The sequence below is a fragment of the Streptomyces sp. NBC_00669 genome (genome assembly GCF_036226785.1).
Taxonomy (GTDB): domain Bacteria; phylum Actinomycetota; class Actinomycetes; order Streptomycetales; family Streptomycetaceae; genus Actinacidiphila.
Genome location: NZ_CP109018.1, coordinates 9,160,339 through 9,177,404, shown reverse-complemented (window position 1 = coordinate 9,177,404; position 17,066 = coordinate 9,160,339). Strand labels below are relative to the sequence as shown.

General features: G+C 70.5%; 19 protein-coding genes and 3 pseudogenes. 11 read left to right on the top strand and 11 right to left on the bottom strand.

Going from position 1 to position 17,066, the window contains the following annotated elements; all coding sequences use genetic code 11:
- Nucleotides 1-54: 54 nt before the first annotated feature.
- Complete coding sequence (locus tag OG896_RS38385; protein WP_329372932.1) at nucleotides 55-1,539, top strand: oxidoreductase; 1,485 nt, start codon at nucleotides 55-57, stop codon at nucleotides 1,537-1,539.
- Here OG896_RS38385 and OG896_RS38380 read toward each other — a convergent pair.
- From OG896_RS38380 to OG896_RS38370, 3 genes are all read right to left on the bottom strand, one after another.
- On the bottom strand, nucleotides 1,536-2,624 hold the full coding sequence (locus OG896_RS38380; RefSeq protein WP_329372930.1) for an IS630 family transposase: 1,089 nt from the start codon (nucleotides 2,622-2,624) through the stop codon (nucleotides 1,536-1,538). The genes OG896_RS38385 and OG896_RS38380 overlap by 4 nt on opposite strands.
- Before the next feature lie 42 nt (nucleotides 2,625-2,666).
- A complete protein-coding gene (locus OG896_RS40550) occupies nucleotides 2,667-3,203 on the bottom strand; it encodes an MmyB family transcriptional regulator (RefSeq protein ID WP_443057213.1) in 537 nt (178 codons plus the stop codon).
- Nucleotides 3,204-3,413: 210 nt separating this feature from the next.
- Nucleotides 3,414-4,247: an SMI1/KNR4 family protein gene (locus OG896_RS38370; protein WP_329372928.1), complete on the bottom strand. Its 834-nt coding sequence runs from the start codon at nucleotides 4,245-4,247 to the stop codon at nucleotides 3,414-3,416.
- A 249-nt stretch (nucleotides 4,248-4,496) separates the two neighbouring features.
- Between OG896_RS38370 and OG896_RS38365 the strand changes: the two genes are divergently transcribed.
- Complete coding sequence (locus tag OG896_RS38365) at nucleotides 4,497-4,895, top strand: transposase (RefSeq protein ID WP_329372926.1); 399 nt, start codon at nucleotides 4,497-4,499, stop codon at nucleotides 4,893-4,895.
- Between the two features lie 58 nt (nucleotides 4,896-4,953).
- The gene (locus tag OG896_RS38360) at nucleotides 4,954-5,298 is read left to right on the top strand and encodes a hypothetical protein (RefSeq protein WP_329372924.1); all 345 of its coding nucleotides are present in this window, start codon (nucleotides 4,954-4,956) and stop codon (nucleotides 5,296-5,298) included.
- A gap of 10 nt (nucleotides 5,299-5,308) precedes the next feature.
- Here OG896_RS38360 and OG896_RS38355 read toward each other — a convergent pair.
- Together OG896_RS38355 and OG896_RS38350 are read right to left on the bottom strand one after the other, a co-directional pair.
- A pseudogene (locus tag OG896_RS38355) lies at nucleotides 5,309-5,551 on the bottom strand (hypothetical protein); the annotation flags it as partial.
- Between the two features lie 14 nt (nucleotides 5,552-5,565).
- On the bottom strand, nucleotides 5,566-6,057 hold the full coding sequence (locus OG896_RS38350) for a hypothetical protein (protein ID WP_329372923.1): 492 nt from the start codon (nucleotides 6,055-6,057) through the stop codon (nucleotides 5,566-5,568).
- A gap of 98 nt (nucleotides 6,058-6,155) precedes the next feature.
- Here OG896_RS38350 and OG896_RS38345 point away from each other — a divergent pair.
- A pseudogene (locus OG896_RS38345) lies at nucleotides 6,156-6,602 on the top strand (tyrosine-type recombinase/integrase); the annotation flags it as partial.
- 492 nt (nucleotides 6,603-7,094) lie between these two features.
- Here OG896_RS38345 and OG896_RS38340 read toward each other — a convergent pair.
- Nucleotides 7,095-7,685, bottom strand: a complete 591-nt coding sequence (locus OG896_RS38340; protein ID WP_329372921.1) for a TetR/AcrR family transcriptional regulator — start codon at nucleotides 7,683-7,685, stop codon at nucleotides 7,095-7,097.
- A gap of 144 nt (nucleotides 7,686-7,829) precedes the next feature.
- On the opposite strand from OG896_RS38340, the gene OG896_RS38335 reads away from it, so the two are divergent.
- From OG896_RS38335 to OG896_RS38315, 5 genes and pseudogenes are all read left to right on the top strand, one after another.
- Nucleotides 7,830-8,564 (top strand): SDR family NAD(P)-dependent oxidoreductase, encoded by a 735-nt coding sequence (locus OG896_RS38335; RefSeq protein WP_329372919.1) that lies wholly within the window; start codon nucleotides 7,830-7,832, stop codon nucleotides 8,562-8,564.
- 33 nt (nucleotides 8,565-8,597) lie between these two features.
- A complete protein-coding gene (locus tag OG896_RS38330; RefSeq protein ID WP_329372917.1) occupies nucleotides 8,598-9,221 on the top strand; it encodes an NADPH-dependent F420 reductase in 624 nt (207 codons plus the stop codon).
- 238 nt (nucleotides 9,222-9,459) lie between these two features.
- Nucleotides 9,460-9,693: pseudogene (locus OG896_RS38325) on the top strand (ergot alkaloid biosynthesis protein); the annotation flags it as partial.
- A 409-nt stretch (nucleotides 9,694-10,102) separates the two neighbouring features.
- Nucleotides 10,103-10,312, top strand: coding sequence for a hypothetical protein (locus OG896_RS38320; protein ID WP_329372916.1), 210 nt, complete (start codon nucleotides 10,103-10,105; stop codon nucleotides 10,310-10,312).
- A gap of 405 nt (nucleotides 10,313-10,717) precedes the next feature.
- Nucleotides 10,718-11,290 carry a COG4315 family predicted lipoprotein gene (locus OG896_RS38315; protein WP_329372914.1) on the top strand — a complete coding sequence of 191 codons (573 nt, stop codon included), beginning with the start codon at nucleotides 10,718-10,720 and terminating at the stop codon, nucleotides 11,288-11,290.
- A 102-nt stretch (nucleotides 11,291-11,392) separates the two neighbouring features.
- Here OG896_RS38315 and OG896_RS40545 read toward each other — a convergent pair whose 3' ends face one another.
- The 3 genes from OG896_RS40545 to OG896_RS38310 form a co-directional block, all read right to left on the bottom strand.
- The gene (locus tag OG896_RS40545; RefSeq protein WP_443057290.1) at nucleotides 11,393-11,761 is read right to left on the bottom strand and encodes a transposase family protein; all 369 of its coding nucleotides are present in this window, start codon (nucleotides 11,759-11,761) and stop codon (nucleotides 11,393-11,395) included.
- A complete protein-coding gene (locus OG896_RS40540) occupies nucleotides 11,644-11,889 on the bottom strand; it encodes a hypothetical protein (RefSeq protein WP_443057289.1) in 246 nt (81 codons plus the stop codon). Before OG896_RS40540 ends, OG896_RS40545 begins: the two co-directional genes overlap by 118 nt.
- 731 nt (nucleotides 11,890-12,620) lie before the next feature.
- Nucleotides 12,621-12,812, bottom strand: a complete 192-nt coding sequence (locus OG896_RS38310; RefSeq protein WP_329372912.1) for a hypothetical protein — start codon at nucleotides 12,810-12,812, stop codon at nucleotides 12,621-12,623.
- A gap of 128 nt (nucleotides 12,813-12,940) precedes the next feature.
- Between OG896_RS38310 and OG896_RS38305 the strand changes: the two genes are divergently transcribed.
- Nucleotides 12,941-13,144 (top strand): hypothetical protein, encoded by a 204-nt coding sequence (locus tag OG896_RS38305; protein WP_329372910.1) that lies wholly within the window; start codon nucleotides 12,941-12,943, stop codon nucleotides 13,142-13,144.
- A 131-nt stretch (nucleotides 13,145-13,275) separates the two neighbouring features.
- The gene (locus OG896_RS38300) at nucleotides 13,276-13,965 is read left to right on the top strand and encodes a biliverdin-producing heme oxygenase (protein WP_329372908.1); all 690 of its coding nucleotides are present in this window, start codon (nucleotides 13,276-13,278) and stop codon (nucleotides 13,963-13,965) included.
- 510 nt (nucleotides 13,966-14,475) lie between these two features.
- Here the strand turns inward: OG896_RS38300 and OG896_RS38295 are convergent.
- Both OG896_RS38295 and OG896_RS38290 read right to left on the bottom strand, forming a co-directional pair.
- The gene (locus OG896_RS38295) at nucleotides 14,476-15,660 is read right to left on the bottom strand and encodes a cytochrome d ubiquinol oxidase subunit II (RefSeq protein ID WP_329372906.1); all 1,185 of its coding nucleotides are present in this window, start codon (nucleotides 15,658-15,660) and stop codon (nucleotides 14,476-14,478) included.
- Entirely contained in the window at nucleotides 15,657-17,057 is a 1,401-nt protein-coding gene (locus tag OG896_RS38290) for a cytochrome ubiquinol oxidase subunit I (protein WP_329372904.1), read from the bottom strand. The genes OG896_RS38295 and OG896_RS38290 overlap by 4 nt, the downstream gene beginning before the upstream one ends.
- Between the last annotated feature and the right edge of the window lie 9 nt (nucleotides 17,058-17,066).

Sequence of the window (17,066 nt, the reverse complement as noted above, 5' to 3'; positions counted from 1 at the left end):
CCAGGGGTGGCCGCGGCAGGCCTGCGGGGTGCTGCCCGAACGTAGGCTGCTCGGGTGCTGACTTACGACGAACTGACCAGCCCGGAAAGGGAGTTGTGGGACGCCTTCGCCGAGGGGCGCCAGGTGGACCTGCGGCCGGGTGGCGGCGGCGGTGAGGACGTGGGCCGCGGCGACGAGTGGGGCCCCGAACGCACGGTGCGGGCCGAGGCGTTGACAACGCTTCTGCTGGGACGGGGCAGCGGGCTGTCCGGGGGTGTCGCGGCCCTGCGGCTGGCCGGCGCCCGGATCACCGGCGCGCTCGCCTGGGAAGGGGCCGAGATACGCCATCTACTCCACCTCGACGGCTGTCGGCTGGAGCAGAGGGTGCGGCTGGACAGCGCCTCGACGCTCGCGGTCGCCGTGGTCCGCAGCCGGCTGCCCGGGTTCTCGGCGCCCTCGGCCCGGATCGGGGGGCGTCTCGACCTGCGCGGCTCGGTGATCGAGGGACAAGGGCGCAACGCGGTCGAGCTCATCCACGCCCATGTGGCGGGCGGGCTGCGGCTGGACGGTGCCGTGGTGTCGGCGCCGGACGGTGTCGCCGTGTCCGCGGGCGGCATCGTGATGGACGGCGCGGTCATCTGCGAGGACGGCTTCCGCAGCCGCGGGGCGGTGATGTTCCCGGGGGCGCGGCTGTCCGGCGGGCTGTTCATGGGCGGTGCCCGCCTGGAGGCCCCGGGAGGCGTCGCCCTCGGCGCGGACAACGCGCAGGTCTCGGCGATCCGCTGCAACCAGGGGTTCACGGCGGACGGCGGCGTGCACATGCGCGGGGCGCAGATATCCGACCTGCTCTCCTTCGAGGAGGCCGTCCTTGGCGGCTCGCCCCGGTCCCTGGTGGCGACCGGACTGCGCGTCCAGGATCTCGACCTGCGCTGCGCGACCCCACCCGCCGGCTCCCTCGACCTGCGGGGCGTACGCGCCACCTGGGTGCAGGACGACCCCCGCAGTTGGGCGCCCGAGATACAGCTGGAGGGCTTCGCCTACGACTCGATCCGGTCCGAGCCGGACACGGTGGGGGGGAGGCTGGAGTGGATCCGCCGCAATCCCGGGTACTCACCGCAGCCGTACGAGCAACTGGCCGGCCACTACCGCCGGATCGGCCACGACGACGAGGCGCGCCGGACCCTGCTGGCCAAACAGCGCCACCGCCGCCGCCTGCTGCCTCCCTGGAGCCGCTTCTGGGGCTACCTGCTGGACGCCACCGTCGGCTACGGCTACCGCCCCTGGCTGGCCGGTGCCTGGCTCGCCGTGCTGACCCTGCTGGGCGCGCTGGTCTTCGGCACGCACACCCCCAGTCCGGACAAGCCGGGTGAGGGCCCCCCGTTCAACGCCGTGGTCTACACGCTCGACCTGCTGATCCCGATCGGCGGCTTCGGCCAGCGCGACGCGTGGCACTGGACCGACGGGGCGCTGCAGGCGGCCACCTACGCGCTGATCGCGATCGGCTGGACGCTGACGACCGCTGTGGTGGCCGGCGTGACCCGCGCACTGAGCAAGAACTAGTGTTCTGAGTCGTTAATCCGTGTGCAGTATGCGGCGAGGGTATCGAGGATGTCGTCGGCGGGTTTCGTCCAGACGAACGGCTTGGGGTTCTTGTTCCACTCGTTGATCCAGCCGCGGATGTCCCGTTCGAGTTCGACGATGCTGCGGTGCGCCGAGCGGCGGATTTTGCGGCAGGTCAGCTCGGCGAAGCAGCGCTCGACGAGGTTGAGCCAGGACGCCGAGGTGGGGGTGAAGTGCAGGTGGAAGCGGGGGTGCCGGAGCAGCCACTTCTTGACCGGCTCGGTCTTGTGGGTGGCGTAGTTGTCCAGTACCAGGTGGAGTTCGAGGTGCTGGGGGACGGCTGCGTCGATGACCTTCAAGAAGCGGAGGAACTCCTGGTGGCGGTGGCGGCGGTAGTGCGGGGCGATGACCGAGCCGGAGGTGATGTCCAGGGCGGCGAACAGGCTGGTCGTGCCGTGCCGGACGTAGTCGTGTGTCATCTTCGCCGGCACGGTCGGCGCCATCGGCAGGACCGGCTGGGTGCGGTCCAGGGCCTGTATCTGTGACTTCTCGTCCACCGCCAGGACCAGGGCGTTCTCCGGCGGTGACAGGTAGATGCCCACCACGTCGCGGACCTTGGTCACGAACTGCGGGTCGGTCGACAGCTTCCAGGTCTCCACGATGTGCGGCGTGAGGCCGAACGCCCGCCAGATCCGCGAGACGGCTGACTGCGACATGCCCGCCGCCTGGGCCATCGAACGCGTCGACCAGTGCGAGTCACCCGTTGGTGGCGACTGGTCCAGTGTCCTGGAGACCAGGGGTTCGACCTGCTCGTCCGTGATCGTTCGCGGGGCTCCCGAACGTGGCCGGTCCACCAGGCCCTCCAGCCGGTCCGCGACGAACCGGGCCCGCCACTTGCGCACCGTCTCCCGGGAAACACCCAGGCCATCCGCGATCTGCGCGTTCGGCCGGCCCTCCGCGCACGCCAGCACGATCCTCGACCGCAGCACCAGTGCCTGAGAGGCGGTCTGCTTGCGCAACCAGCCCCGCAGCACGCGGCGTTCGTGATCGGACAGCTCCAACGGCAAAGGCTTCGGACCAGGCACCGACTCGCCTTACAACCGCAAGAGAACTAACGACTCAGGACACTAGTTGCGTCGGTGCTGGGGGTGTTGACCGAAGTCGGTAAGCAAAGCGGCGGCCAGCGGGTTCCAGGCAAGGACGTCCATGGTGTCGGTCAGTACCAGGGCGGGGCAGGTGGTGAGCTGGTCGAGGAGCCGGCGGTTGTACGCGGAGGCTGTCACGGCGGTGGGGGCAGGTGGCTCGGTGGCGGGCACGGGCGGGATGAAAGGGGTCTCGGGGGTGCCGAAGAGCTGGTTGAGGTGGTCGCGGAAGGTGTTCAGGCGCAGGTTGACCGACCCGTACAGGACGAGGTCGTGTCTGTTGACGCCCTTGTGGCCGAACAGGTGCGTGGGATCGTCGTTGACCGCGTGCAGCAGCGCCACAGCCTGGTGGACGATGTCGAGCACGACCCATTCGGCTTGCTCACCGGTGAGCTTGCGGCCCTTGAGGACCTTGCCGCGCAGCTTGTACCGCAGCCGACCGTCGGGGCCGGGCTCGGTGAAGCTGCAGTCGGGGGCGAGTTCGCGGACTACTGGCGGGAGGGGGTTATTCCGACCGTGCACTATCCCCTCGATTGATCTCGGGTTTGGTGCGGCAGGGGCTCGGTAACTCGGCCACTACGACCCATGCCGCCCACGTCCTCCTCCCCGTTGCTGACCGCACCGCCTTCGTCGGACCGCTGATGAGGACGGTCGAAAGCGACCAGGGTTGCTGCCCGCCTCAGTTCGTCCGGTGTTGAACGGGTGGGGGTTGGCGGGGAGCGATCGGAGTGGTTAGCGGTCCCAGCTTTCGAAGTGGTGGCTGTCCAGCAGATAGCTCGGCGCAAAGCCGAGCCCGACATCGGTGAGCAGGCGGACCAGGAACTCGTCCAGGCTGCAGTCGAACCGCCGCCACTCTGCGCCGCTGTCCTCACGGACGAGCAGGGGCCAGTCGGATGGGTCAGCCGTGCCCGTCTGCCAGGCGAAGTCGAGTTCCTGCTCGGAACTGCCCCACTGGAGCAGCCCGTGGGGAGCGGGATATGCCGGGTGTGGAGCGAACCGGCCAGTGTTGCCCCTGGACCAGGCGATGAGGTCCAGGACCTGGCCGTTCGGGACGAGAAGGTCGACGTATCCGTCGAAGCTTCCCGGGCCGAACACGTCGATGATCTCCTTGTAGTCCCTGGGCAGGGCGGTGCCCAGCGCAGCCTCCGCTGCCTGCCAGTCGACGGCGGGACGGCCCGTCGACTCCCAGCCGGTGAGCGCGCACAGTCTCTCGGTCCAAGAGCTTGTTTCTGGGAGTCCGGCCCATGCGGGGTCACGGCGGTCCGCGATCACCAGCATCGGCTGTGTCCCGTTGCCGACGGCGATCCGGCCCAGTCCGACCCAGTTGGCCCGATATCCCCAGGCTGCCAACTCCACCAGCTCGTCACCGAACGGCTCCAGCAGCGCAAGGCCCCAGCTCTCGGAAACGGTCGGGTCGACGAAGCGGTCCAGGGCCAGGTTGCGGGGCCGGCCCGCCCACTGGCCCAGCTCAGCCCGGAGGCGGGCCAGCTCGTCCGGGTCCGTGCCCTGGGGAAGCCGGAGGACCGTTGGTCGCTCCTGACGGTCCAGGCGGCGGCTGTTTAGCAAACCCTGGACTATTGCGACGAGGTCGGCGTCTGGCTGCTCTGGCGTCGGCGGCATCGGGCCAGTCAACACCAGAAGAGTGGGGAACCAACACCAGCAAGTTGATGCACCTACCAGCGCCACCAGCGTCATCACCCTGCGCACTCTGGCGGGTCTCAGTCGCTGTTGTCGTTCCGATCTTGAGTGGTGCTGCTCGAACAGGGGTCTCGTTCGGCTGATCGCGGCGGGCGCCAGACATGAAAGCAGGGCGCTGTGGTCGACACCCTCGGCCTGCTGCTTGCCGTGATGGTCACCCCCGCGGACACCGGCGACCGCGCCGCCGCGCAGACCCTGCTCGCGCGGGTCACCGAGGCACACCACCGGCTGGAAATGGTCTGGGCCGACGGCGGCTACACCGGCGGCATCATCACCCACTGCCTCACCGCCCTTGCCCTGGTCCTGGCGATCGTCAAACGCAGCGACGACATGCGCGGCTTCGCGGTGCTGCCCAAGCGGTGGATCGTCGAACGGTTCTTTGCCCACCTGATGCGCACCCGGCGCCTGGTGCGCGACTTCGAGCGGACCACCAGCAGCGCCGAGGCGATGATCTACTGGTCAATGTCCCTCCTCATGACCCGCCCCCTTGCCGGGCCACGCCCTTCGCAAGCGTGAACCGGTCCGGTACTGGGGCTTGTGACCAAAGCCATCCGGCGCCTGCGATCATTCGCACATGAGCTACGACCTGGCCGTCTGGCACCGAGAGCAACCGAGCGACGACGAAGCCGGCGCTGTCTTCGACGAGCTCTACGACCGCTACTTCGAATCGGAAGACGCGATCACCGAACCGTCGCCGCGTATCGAGGCCTACGTCGAGGCACTCGTCGAACGGTATCCGGACGATGTCGCCGGCAGCCCCTGGGCGTCACCGCCCGTCATCGACGAGGCATCGGGCCCGATCGTCTATCTGCTCATGTCCTACAGCAGAGCGGAGGAAGTCTCCGAGTACGCAGCCGCCCTGGCACGCGAGCACGGGCTCGTCTGCTACGACCCCCAGGCTGAAACCCTGCGGGTCTGACGATCGCCGTTCACCATCCATCGCCTTGTCCGGCCACACCCTGCGAGAGCGAGAACCGACCAGGCACCGGCTCGACCAGCCACCCCCGGGCCACCATCCGCTTCGCCTTCGACCGCAGCGCCTCCACCTTCGTCGGCACCACCTCCAGGCCGAAGCAGACGGCCATCTCCTGACACGAGAGCGGACCTTGGCCATCTCGGTCGCGGTCGACAAGGACTCGCAGGAGGCGTTGGTAATCCACCGACAGCGCCGACCGGAAACAACTTCTCAGGCCCGCGGGGGCGCCAACCACCGTTCTGCGCGGCCCTGCTTGTCGGAGTCTCCAGAGCGGCGGGCGTGCGCCAGCAACCGGTCACGCAGCGGTTCGGGCAGGCCGGCAACGTCCCGCCTCTGGCGCGGGCGGGTCTTCCAGCCCACCAGATGCCGCACGGCCCCGGCGTCGTGCCGCTCCTCGGCCCGCGGATCGGCCAGAGCGGCGATCAGGTCGGCGATCGGCACCCTGCCGAGCAGCTCGCCGGGCACGCCCTCGTGGACGGGGTAGCCGGAGCAGCGCCCGCTGCCGGAGCCGTACCAGTCGAGCAGGGCCAACACCCGCTCCACCGGGTCGGAGTCCCCGGAGGCGGGGACGCAGTCCCAGTCGGTGACCACGGTTCCGGTGGCCATGTACGCCTCGTGGGTCGTCACGTCCAGGTCGCCGTCGGCGTCGGTGAACCACCAGATCAACGGGAGCGGTCCGTACCCGGCTTCGTACGCGGCCACCCACTCGATCGTGCCGGTGCCGGAGGCCGGGACGTGACGGATTGGACCGCCGGCGTGCTCGTGGCAGAAGCGGTCGAGGTCGTCGGGGATGTTCTGGAGAGCAGCAGGAACGCGAAGCGTGGGGCGAGGACTGGCAGGGCTCGGGGTGGATCTTCACCCAGGAGGACGGCTCTCTCCTCCACCCCGGCAAGGTCAGCGACCTCTTCGAACGCCTCGTGGAAACCGCCGGCCTGCCGCCGATCCGCCTCCACGACCTGCGCCACGTCGCCGCCACCCTCATGCTCGCGGCCGGGATCGACGTCAAGGCCGTCTCCGAGACCCTCGGCCACTCCGACACCCGCATCACCCGCGACACCTACCAGTCCGTCTTGGACGACCTCGCCCGCGACGCCGCAGAGAAGGTCACCCAGCTCGTACCTCACACCCGTAAAACCCTCACCGCCGTCAAGCAGGAGCCAGTCGCCGGCACCCGCAGACCCCGAAGACGCGATCCGCGCACCCGGCGGCCTGAGGGACGACGACGCCGCACCACCTCGACGGGTTGAACGGACTTCTCTGCCGCCCCACCCCTACAGCCCCCCTTCCCGTGGGCGGCCACTGTCGAGCCTTCAGGAACCCGATTACCTGCTGGCCATCCCTGCCAGGCAGAGGAGGGCCGCTGTCGGCACCTGCCGGCCTGCCCTCTCTGGCCGTTGCAGACCGGCCTCTGAAACGGGTCCACCGGGCACCTGAACAACCCCACACCATCTCCCTGCAGTTCGTCCGCAGCCCGGCCACCGCCGTTGCGCGCTCCCTGCACGAATGGCCACCGGTCGGCCACCGGCGACTACCAGACGGCGTGCCGAGAGGAATCCGAAGGCGGCCCCGTGAGCGAGGAAAAGCAAGGTCTCGTGGAGCCGCCCGGCCAGTTCCGTAAAAGCCAGTAGATCCAGGCCAGGCGCCGGGCGGCTGGTGTCGTGTAACAGCGGATGCAGCAGCGTGACCGGCAACGAGTTCACCCCGGCCGGAGCGCCAAGTCAACTCGGCGCTTCTTCCCGTCAGCGGTCGTGGCCCGCAGGGGTGGGGATGGCGTTGTCGATGAGGACGGCGGCGATGGCGGCGGCGGTGGGGAAGGCGTCGGCGTTGAGGACCCGGGTGCGGGCCCCGGCGCCGTCGAGGAGTAGCGCGAGTTGCTCGCCGAGCTGTTCGGGGTCGGCGGCGCCGGCTTCGCGGGCGGTGTCGGCGAACCGGGTGGCGACGGCTTTCTTGTAGTCACGCGCGTACTGGGATGCGGGGTGCTGGGGGTCGTGGAGTTCGACGGCGGCGGCGATGTAGGGGCACAGGGGGGTGGTGGGGGGGATGTCGAAGGCGGCGAGGAGCCGTTCGCGGGGTGTGAGGTCGGTGCGGTCGAACACGCCGGACAGGACGGAGGGGTCGAACCGGCGTAGGTACTCGGCGACGAGTTCGTCCTTGCCGTTGAAGTGCTGGTAGGCCGTCCGCTTGGACACCTCGGCCGCCGCGCAGAGCTCGTTCATGCCGGTGCGGTTGATGCCCTGCTCGCGGAAGAGCTGCTGGGACGCGCTGAGGATGCGCTCGCGGGCGCCCCGGCCGCGGCGGCGGCCCGTGGGGCCCTTCTCCAACTCCGTCATGGCATCAGCCTACCGCAGTTAGGTAACGAACGGTGTACATAGTTTGCGCCCCGACCGCCGCTCCCGTACGGTAAATAAACAGGACGGTGTACATAACACCGTCGCCCCAGGTGCGCACGGCACCATCGACTCAAGGGAACGACCATGGGAAAGCTCGATGGCAAGGTCGCGGTCATCACCGGCGGCACCACCGGCATGGCGCTGGCCGGCGCGAAGCTGTTCGTTGAAGAGGGAGCGCACGTCTTCATCACCGGCCGCCGTCAGGAGGCCCTGGACGAGGCCGTGAAGCAGATCGGCCGCAACGTCACCGGCGTCCAGGGTGACGCCGCCGACCTGGACGACCTGGACCGCCTGTACGACACCGTCAAGCGGGAGAAGGGCCACCTCGATGTGCTGTGGGCCAGCGCCGGCGGGGGCGAGCCCGCCCCGCTTGGCGAGATCACCGAGGCCCAGTTCGACACCTGGTTCGGGCTCAACGCCCGCGGCACCCTGTTCACCGTCCAGAAGGCCCTCCCGCTCTTCAACGACGGCGGCTCCATCCTCATGACCGGCTCCAACGCCTCCCTTGGCGCCTTTCCCGGCTGGAGCGTCTACGCCGGCAGCAAGGCCGTCCAGCAGGCATGGGCCCGTATCTGGCTCAACGAGCTCAAGGACCGCCGGCTCCGCGTCAATGTCCTGACCCCAGGCCAGGTCGCCACCGCCAAGCAGGAAGAACTCTTCGACGAGGCCACCAAGCGCCAGTTCGAGTCCCTCATCCCCCGTGGCCGGATGGGCAGGCCCGACGAAATCGCCACCGCCGCCCTCTTCCTCGCCTCCGACGACTCCAGCTACGTCAACGGCATGGAACTCGTCGCCGACGGCGGCACCACCGCCCTCTGAACCGAACAACCCACACCCAGGGCAGGACATCTCATGAGCAGCATCAGCATCATCGGCACCGGGAACATGGCCCGCACCATCGGCGCGCGTGCGATAGCGGGCGGCAACACCGTCGAGGTCATGGGTCGCGATCAGTCCAAGGCCGCCGACCTGGCCAAGACTCTCAGCGACGGCGCCACGACCGGAGAATGGGGCACCGCCCCGGCCGGAGACATCGTCATCGTGGCCCTGTTGTACGACGGTGTCGTGCCGGCCATCGCCAGGTACGGAGACGCACTCGCGGGCAAGGTCATCGTCGACATCAGCAACCCCTTCAACTCCACCTTCGACGGGCTGGCCCACCGCGAGGAGACCTCGATCGCGCAGGAAGTCGCCAAAGCGGCCCCGGCTGGCGCCGGCGTGGTGAAGGCGTTCAACACCGTCTTCCGGCAAGTCCTGGAGAAGGGCCGGCCCGACGTCTTCCTCGCGGGCGATGACACGCAGGCCAAGGCGAGTGTGGAGGCGTTCATCGAGAGTCTCGGGATGCGCCCGCTGGACGTCGGCGGCCTGAAGATGGCGCACTGGCTGGAAGGAGCGGGCGTGGTCACGGTGGGCCTCGCCAACCACGGGGTGGGGAACACGGACTTCGCCCTCGGCATCACCGAGTTTCCCGTCTGATCAGACAGTTGACGGAACGCCGAAGGGGCTCGTCATGAAGCTTGGTTTCACACTTCCCGTCATCGGGCCCGCTATCAGCAGCGCAGCCGGCCCGAGACGCCATCCGCTTATCGATGGCGGGGCTGATCTGGTCGAACAGGGTTCCTGTTCGGGTGATCGCGCGAGGGCCGGCGCATGACAGCAGGGCCTCTTGGTAGGTCGGGGGTGCGAACCAAACCACGACGACGTCGTCACGGCCATCGCCGAGGTCACCGGTCGGCCCGTCGCCCACCGCCGCCTGTCCTACGAGCAGATGCGCGACCGCCTCACGGCGCAGATGCCGGTGGAGTTCGCCGCGATGCTGGCCGGCATGGACCGTGCCATCTCCACGGGGTCGGAGGACCGCGTCGCCGACACCGTCCAGCGCCTCACCGGTCGGCCCCCGCGCGCCTTCCGGGCCTTCCTTCAGAGGGAGACGCGATGCGGCAGCTGATGTTCCAGGACGATCAGCAGTTCTGGTTCGAGACCCTGCGCAACCTCGGTCCGGCCGCATACGGAGGCTCGGACGTCGGTGAAGTCGTCGCCACCGCGGTGAGGTGATGGACGTGATCGCGTGGAAGCTCCAGCGCGGATCGCAGCAGGCGTATCTGCCCGAGAAGTACGGAACTGGCGGGGCGTCCAACGCCGGTTGCGGAGGTGGGTCGCGGACGGCCCGTGGGGGCGGGGCTTCACCGCGTTGACGGCCCAGGCCGATGGGGCGGATCACGGTCGACGAGCAGGTTCGGTCTCGACTGGCTGCTCGACGGCCTCCGCGGCCCGGTCGTTCCACGAGTGACCCGGGGGTGCGGGTCCAGCGCGTCGACCACGCCAGCGTCCATCCTTCGCGCCGAACGTCCCCAACAATGCCTGTCCTGCCCACGGGTGGGCCCTGGATGAAGCTCGGCGAGAGCGCCGACTGCCTCCGCGCCGTCGACCCTGAGATCGCCGTCCCCATCCACCAGGCCGGCCTGGCCGAGATCCACCAGCAACTGCATCACCAGCTCTTCCGCAACCTTGCGCCGTCCGGCGCCGACGTCCGCGTCCTCGACCACGGCACCGCGGAGACCCTGTAGCGGTACGGCGCAACGCAGCCGAGCATCTCCAGCCGCTTGGACCAGAAGATCACTGCTACGGGGGGCCTGGTCTCCGCCGGCAGACGGTCTACCGGAGGTTCGCCCGGTGGAGCGGGGACCGGGTGTGGGCCAGGCTTCAGCCGAGTCCCCGCTCCGTTCCGGCCGACGGGTAGCGCGTGTCGAGCCTGCGAACCAGCCCGTTCCGCGTGTTCACCGGCAGGGAGGGGGGCGCGCGGTGCGGGTGTGGTCGTGGGGACAGCGGTGGCAGCACCGGGTCCGGGTCGCCCGAATGACTCTCCCCTGTAGCTGGCGGACGAGCGCGGACGTGTAGTGGAGGTGGTGCGGCCCCACCCAGGCGGGCCGCCATCGCCCCGTCCACGGTGGACGGACTTCCGAGGAGTCATCGTGAAGCACCACACCAGAGCCGCCGCCGCAGTCACCGGAACCCTGCTGGCCCTCGCCGCCGCGACGGCCTGTTCCAGCTCCGGCGAAACGGCCCACAGCTCCGCTGCCGCCGCACCGGCCGCCGCGGGGACGCACGCGGCGGACAACGCCGCGAGTTCCAGCTCGGCGACGGTGAGCACCAAGTCGGTGAAACTCGGCAAGATCCTCGTCGACAACAAGGGCATGACCCTCTACCTCTTCCAGGCGGACAAGACCAGCAAGTCCACCTGCAACGGGGCGTGCGCCACCGCGTGGCCGCCGCTCACGGTGACGGGCAAGCCGACCGCCACCGGCGGGGCGCAGAGCAAGCTGCTGTCGACCTCCAAGCGCAGTGACGGCAGCATGCAGGTGACGTACAAGGGCCACCCCCTCTACCGCTTCGCCGGGGACAAGAAGTCCGGCCAGACCAATGGCCAGGGCCTCAACAACTTCGGCGCCAAGTGGTACGTCGTCGGCACCAACGGCAAGCAGATCACCACCAAGCCGTCCTCGCAGCCCTCCTCCTCCACCTCCGGCGGTGGCGGAGGCTACTGAGCCACGCTGCAACAGGTCTTCGTCGGCGTCCTCGACAGGCCGTTCCCATCGAGGACGGATGTTGGCGCTTCAACGAGGTGCCATCGCCGGCACGGCCGTGCGTCACCGGCGGCGCGTCCTTGGGCGGCGCGGCCTCGGCCGCGGCCGTGAACGCGGTGTTCGCCACCGGCCACGGCACCTCCAAGCCGCGTGTGGCCCGCACCGCAGTCCGTCCTCGGTCGGCGACCGCTTCCCCGACCGAGGTACGCGGCCGCGACGTCGACCGCGACCGCGGTGGGATCGACGGCAGCGCCTCGGTGAACGTCTTGCGCCGGCACCGCTGTTGACGCACCGCCATCGGCGCTCGGTCCACGTCACACAGGTTCGCCGCCCCGCCACGGGCAGGTCCCGCGGACGAGTGCGTACCCAGCGGTGCGGCCACCCGGACCGCACCCCGTCGTGGGGGCACGCACCGCGGATGAGCGTCGCCATGCGCGGCCGGAGTTCGACGAGCCTCTCGCGCTCTTCGAAGGGCACGGACAGTCCCACGCCCCCTCCACCGCGGCGGCGCTCTCGTCCGGCTGAGTCGGAAGCGTCGGGTTGTCGGACTTGGTGGCGATGGGCCCGGTCGGGGCGACCGTGATGATGGCGCTCGAATGCCGGCCTCGTTCGGGCCGGTGGCCCAGGTGTAGGTCGTGCGGTTTCCTTCTGTTGGGGTGACGCGGCAGCGCTGCCGCTGTCCGGACGGCACGGTGTGACCTGGTTCCGGAACCCGGTCGCGAGGCCGCGTGCGGCTTCGGCGAGCATCGACGTGTCGTTGCGCAGCATCACGAAGTCGCAGCCCTCGCGCACCGCTTGAGCGGCCCGGTCGGGTACCGACCCGAAGGCCAGGCCGCACTTGTACGCGACGCGGAGGTTCTGGGCCCGGAGAGGTCTTGGTGGCCCTGGACGTGCGGGTGGTGAACCAGTGGGGCTTCGTGGAGACGGCGCGGCCACTGGTGGCCGACCTGTCAGCGGCGGCCTGCGAGACGGTGTCCCTCGGGGTGTTCCGGCAGAGCGACGTGCTTGTCGTCGCCGCGGTCGGGTCCGAGCCGATGGTGCGCATCGCGGGCCTGGTCTGTCCAGTCCCGCGTCGAGGGCCGCGTCGAGCCCCGCGTCCACCCGGCCACTGGCGAGGCGGACCTTGCGCACCGGGCAGGCGTCGCACGTACACGACAGGTCAGCCGTGAGCCGGCCCCGAGCGGGCGGAAGGCCCGTCGCACGGCAGACGATCACCGGACGAGCCGAGCCCTCGGTCTCCTGGGGCGGGGCGTGCGGACGGGTGTCGCCCACACGCCCCGGTCCGGGTCGGTCAGTTGACGGCGGCGAAGGACTCCGTGTGGAAGGAGCCGCCGCCGTTGTCCGCGGTGAACTCGTCCTGGGTGGAGGTGACGACGCCGTGCTGTCCGCCGTCGTCCGCGGTGGCGGCGTGGGCGGCGGTGGCGCCGAGCAGGAGGCAGGCAGCGGCAAGGACTGTCGCCGCGGTGGTCCGGTGGATACGCATGGAAGGACTCCCTGTCGCGGATGTCTCGGGGGCTGGAGAACCCATTCACCCAATCCCGGCGGCGACCGCGGAACCGAGACACCCCCAACACGTCCAGTCCAGTGAGGCCAACCACCTGATTGCCGCGGGTGGCTGGGCCGCGTGCGACCTACCTCAAACGCACCCGACGCCCGCGCAACGCCGACAGCTGGCTCTACGCCGACAGCCGGCACCACCCCGTCGAACTCAGGCGCAGCGGCGCCGCGTTGGCCCGTGTCGCCGCGCACCCGACCGACCGGGTCGGGGCCCGGCGCTCGCTGCCCGCCGGGCGGGTGCGCGTCCTCCGCCCGTAGCCCTCATCCCGCCAGGGCGCGGGCACGACACCGAACGAGTGACGATCCGAATGGTCGGCTCTGGCGGGCGGTATAGGTGAAGTACGCGTCGCGGCGAAGGCACCCGGCGCCGGACGACCGTGGAGGACGCTGTGGAGCCGAACTCCGTACCGAAGGGTACTGAGCGCTCGGCGCTCCTGTCGGGGCTGATGCGGGTCGCGATGCGGGCCGAGCACGACAAGACCCGCCAGTCGCCGTTCATGGACGACCTTCTCGGGGGTCGGCTGGACGCGGAGGCCTTCACCGCCCTGTCCCGCCAGCTCTGGTTCGTCTACCGCGAACTGGAGGCCGCCGCACAGGTGCTGAGCGATCATCCGCTGGTGGGACCGCTGGTGGACCCCGGGTTGTCGCGGGTCGCCGCGTTGGAGCGCGACCTGGCACACCTTGACGGGCCCCACTGGAGGCGGACCCTGGTGCCGGTTCCCGCGACCCGCGTCTACTGCGCACGGATCGCCGAGGTCACCCGCAGTTGGCCGGCCGGGTACGTGGCCCACCACTACACCCGCTACATGGGCGACCTCGCCGGCGGCCAGATCGTCCGCAACCTCGCCGCCACGGCCTGGGGCCACACCCACGAGGGCGCGCTCTTCTACCACTTCGACCACATCCCCGATCCCCGCGCCTACCGGCGCCGATACCGAGCCGTCCTGGACGAGCTGCCCGTGGCCGGCGACGAGCCCCCTCGGATCGCCCGTGAGGTCACCCACGCCTTCCATCTCAACAACGCGATGTTCGTCGACCTGGCCGCGGACCACGTCCGCGCGGAGCCCGCCGACCGCTGAAACGCTCACCACTGACCGCTCACCGCTGACCGGTGCCCCGTGGACCGACCCCGGTCCGCGCCCACGGTGGTCCGATTCCCCCGGCACACGCGTGCTCCCGTCCACCGCTTCCCGCCACCCCCCGGGAGAAGGAAGAGCCGCACGTACGGTGCAGCCGGGACACCGTGCCGTGAGACCGAGCCGCCGGCGTCGTTTCCGGACGGCCGCCGAACGTTCACCGCGGAGCACGTCGGGTCGCTCCCCCGACAAGGAACATCCGCGCATGACGCCCCACACGGCGCCCCCGACCGGAACACCCCACCCGAGGATGCCGCCGCCCGGCGGACGATCCGGTCACAGGCCACAGGACCCGGCGGTCCCGCCGGCCTGCGAGCGCCGGGTGTACCGCCGCGCGAACCCGCGCAGGGTCGTCGAGAAGCTCGCCTCGTCCCCGTCGCGACGCTCAGCGACCCGAAGGTCGTCGCCGGCCTCGTCATGGTCGCCGCCGAAGCGGTCCGCTGGCGTACGTCCTCAGGAGGGCCGGCGTCCGCGTCGTCTGGCGAGGGCGTCACGGACCAGGTCGACGATGGCGGCGGTGAGCATCAGACCGGTGAGGAACCCACCCTTGCGGGGTGCCGGCGGCTCGGCGGCCGGTACCGCGAGATCCCCGGGGCTCGCCGCCGCCCGCAAGCTCGCGGAGGAACCCTCCTGGAGCCGGCCGTGCTGCTGAAGCCAGTACAGGTACCCGAAGGACGGCACCACCAGCAGGGCGGCCAGTGCGGCGACGGCGAACTCGGCCTGGGCCGCGGCGGTGGGCGCGCTGCCGGCCGCGAGGGTCAGCGAGGTGGGCAGCAGATAGGGGTACTGCGCCCACCCCCAGCCGCCGACGACGGCCGCCACCGCGATCGCGGCGGTCACCCGCAGCAGCGCGATCCGGGTGGGCCGGAACAGGACCAGGACCAGGGCGGCGGCACCCGCGGCGACCGACAGGGCGACCAGGGGGAGCGCGTCGCCGGTCAGCCGGTCGGACACGTATGTCGCGCTGTCCCGCATCAGGAGCATGTTCACCCCGGCCAGCACGCCGGTCACGACACCGGCGGCCGCCGCCCGGCGGACGAAGTACGTCACCATCCGCGGGTCCCCGCGGCGGTGGGAGTCGCCGACGAGATAGATGGCGCTGATGTAGGCACACGCGGCGGTGAAGAGGAAGCCGGTGACCAGGGCGGTCGGCGTGGTCCAGGCGGACGGCAGGTTCCCGGACGGCCGGGCCGGCACCCGGCCGGTGACGACTGCCCCGATCACCGTGCCGAGGAAGAACGGCGTGATCAGGGAGGACACCGCGAACACCGCCCCGGCGAGCTGCCGGAACCGCAGCCGCCGGGCCTCGTGCCGGAAGGCGAACCCGACGCCGCGCAGCACGATGCCCATCAGCGAGACGAACAGCGGCACGAACAGCGCGGTCATCACGGCGGCGAACGCCTGCGGGAACCCCGTCCAGGTGATGACCAGGCCGAAGATGAGCCAGACGTGGTTGCCCTCCCACACCGGCGTCAGGGACGCGTCGATGGCCGCGCGGGGGCCGGCCCCGCGCCGGGTGCCGCCGGCCAGGAGATCCCAGATGCCGGCGCCGAAGTCGGCGCCGGCGAACAGCGCGTACGCCGCGATGACCGCGACCAGCAGGACCCCGACCCCGATCGCTTCGGGCGAGGCGGTCACAGCCGTGCCCTCTCGGGTTGATCGGTCGGCGGTCCGTAGGGCGTGGCCTCGGCATCCTCCGCCGCGGGCGGCTCCGTGCGCCAGCGGTGGCCCATCAGCCACGGCACGAAGACGGAGATGCCGGTGAGCACCGCGTAGACCGCGAGGATCACCCCCAAGGTGACCGGCACACCGCGCGAGGGGGTCACCGCGTCCTGGGTCAGCAGGACGTTGTAGACGGTCCACGGCTGGCGGCCGACCTCGGTGACGATCCAGCCGCACTCCATCGCCGCGATCGCGCCGGCGCCGGAGAGCGCCGCCGGCACGAGGAACCAGCGGGTGAGCAGCACCCGGCGGTGGAACCACCACACCCACCCCTGCCAGGCGCCGAGCACCAGCAGCACCATTCCGATGCCGACCATGGCGTCGAACGCCAGGTGCAGCAGGTTGGCCAGCGGCGGACGGTACTCCGGCGGAATGCTGTCCCAGCCCACCACCCGGGTGCTCGGCGAGAAGCCCACCAGGAGGGAGTCCGCCCAGGGCACGCCGACGCCGAAGTAGACGTGGCCGTTGGTGTAGATGCCGCCGAGCCACTCGGTGACGTAGCGGCCGGTGTGCGGGACCAGCTCCATCGCGGCGAACTTCGCCGGCTGGTCGTCGGCGACCGCTCGCGCCGCGATGTCGCCGACCGCGATCTGGAACGGTGCGGCGACGGCGCCGACGGCGAACGGGACCGCGAAGCCCAGCCGGTGGTAGCGGTCACGGCGGCCGCGCAGCAGGCCCGTCGCATAGACGCCGGCCACGGTCAGGGCGGTCACCATGTAGGCGGCCAGCAGCATGTGCGGCACTTCGTAGCCGCTGGCCCGGTTGAACAGCACCGACCAGGGGCGTACGGAGGTGATCTGCCCGTTGTGGAGGGTGAATCCGGCGGGCTGGTTCATCCAGGAGTTCGCGGCCACCACCGCCCACGCTCCGAAGATGCCGGCGACCGCGATCGGCACCCCGGTCCACCAGTGCACCCAGGGCGGCAGGCGGGTCCAGCCGTAGAGGTAGATGCCGATGAAGATGGACTCGACGAAGAAGAAGATCCCCTCGATGCTGAACGGGATGCCGAAGGCCGCGCCGAACCGCCCCATCAGCCCCGGCCACAGCAGACCGAGCTCGTAGGAGAGGACGGTGCCGGACACCGCGCCCACCGCCCCGAGCACGCCCATGACCTTGGACCAGCGGCGGGCCAGCAGCAGCGCCACCGGGTCGTCGTGCCGCAGCCCGATCCAGTGCGCGACGAGCACCACCGACGGGAACGCGATGCCGAAACAGGCGAAGATGATGTGGAAACCGAGCGACGCCCCCATCTGGCTGCGGGCCGGTACCGCGCCGGCCAGCTGGGCCAGCCCGCCGACGGTCACCGTTCCCACGCGCAGGCG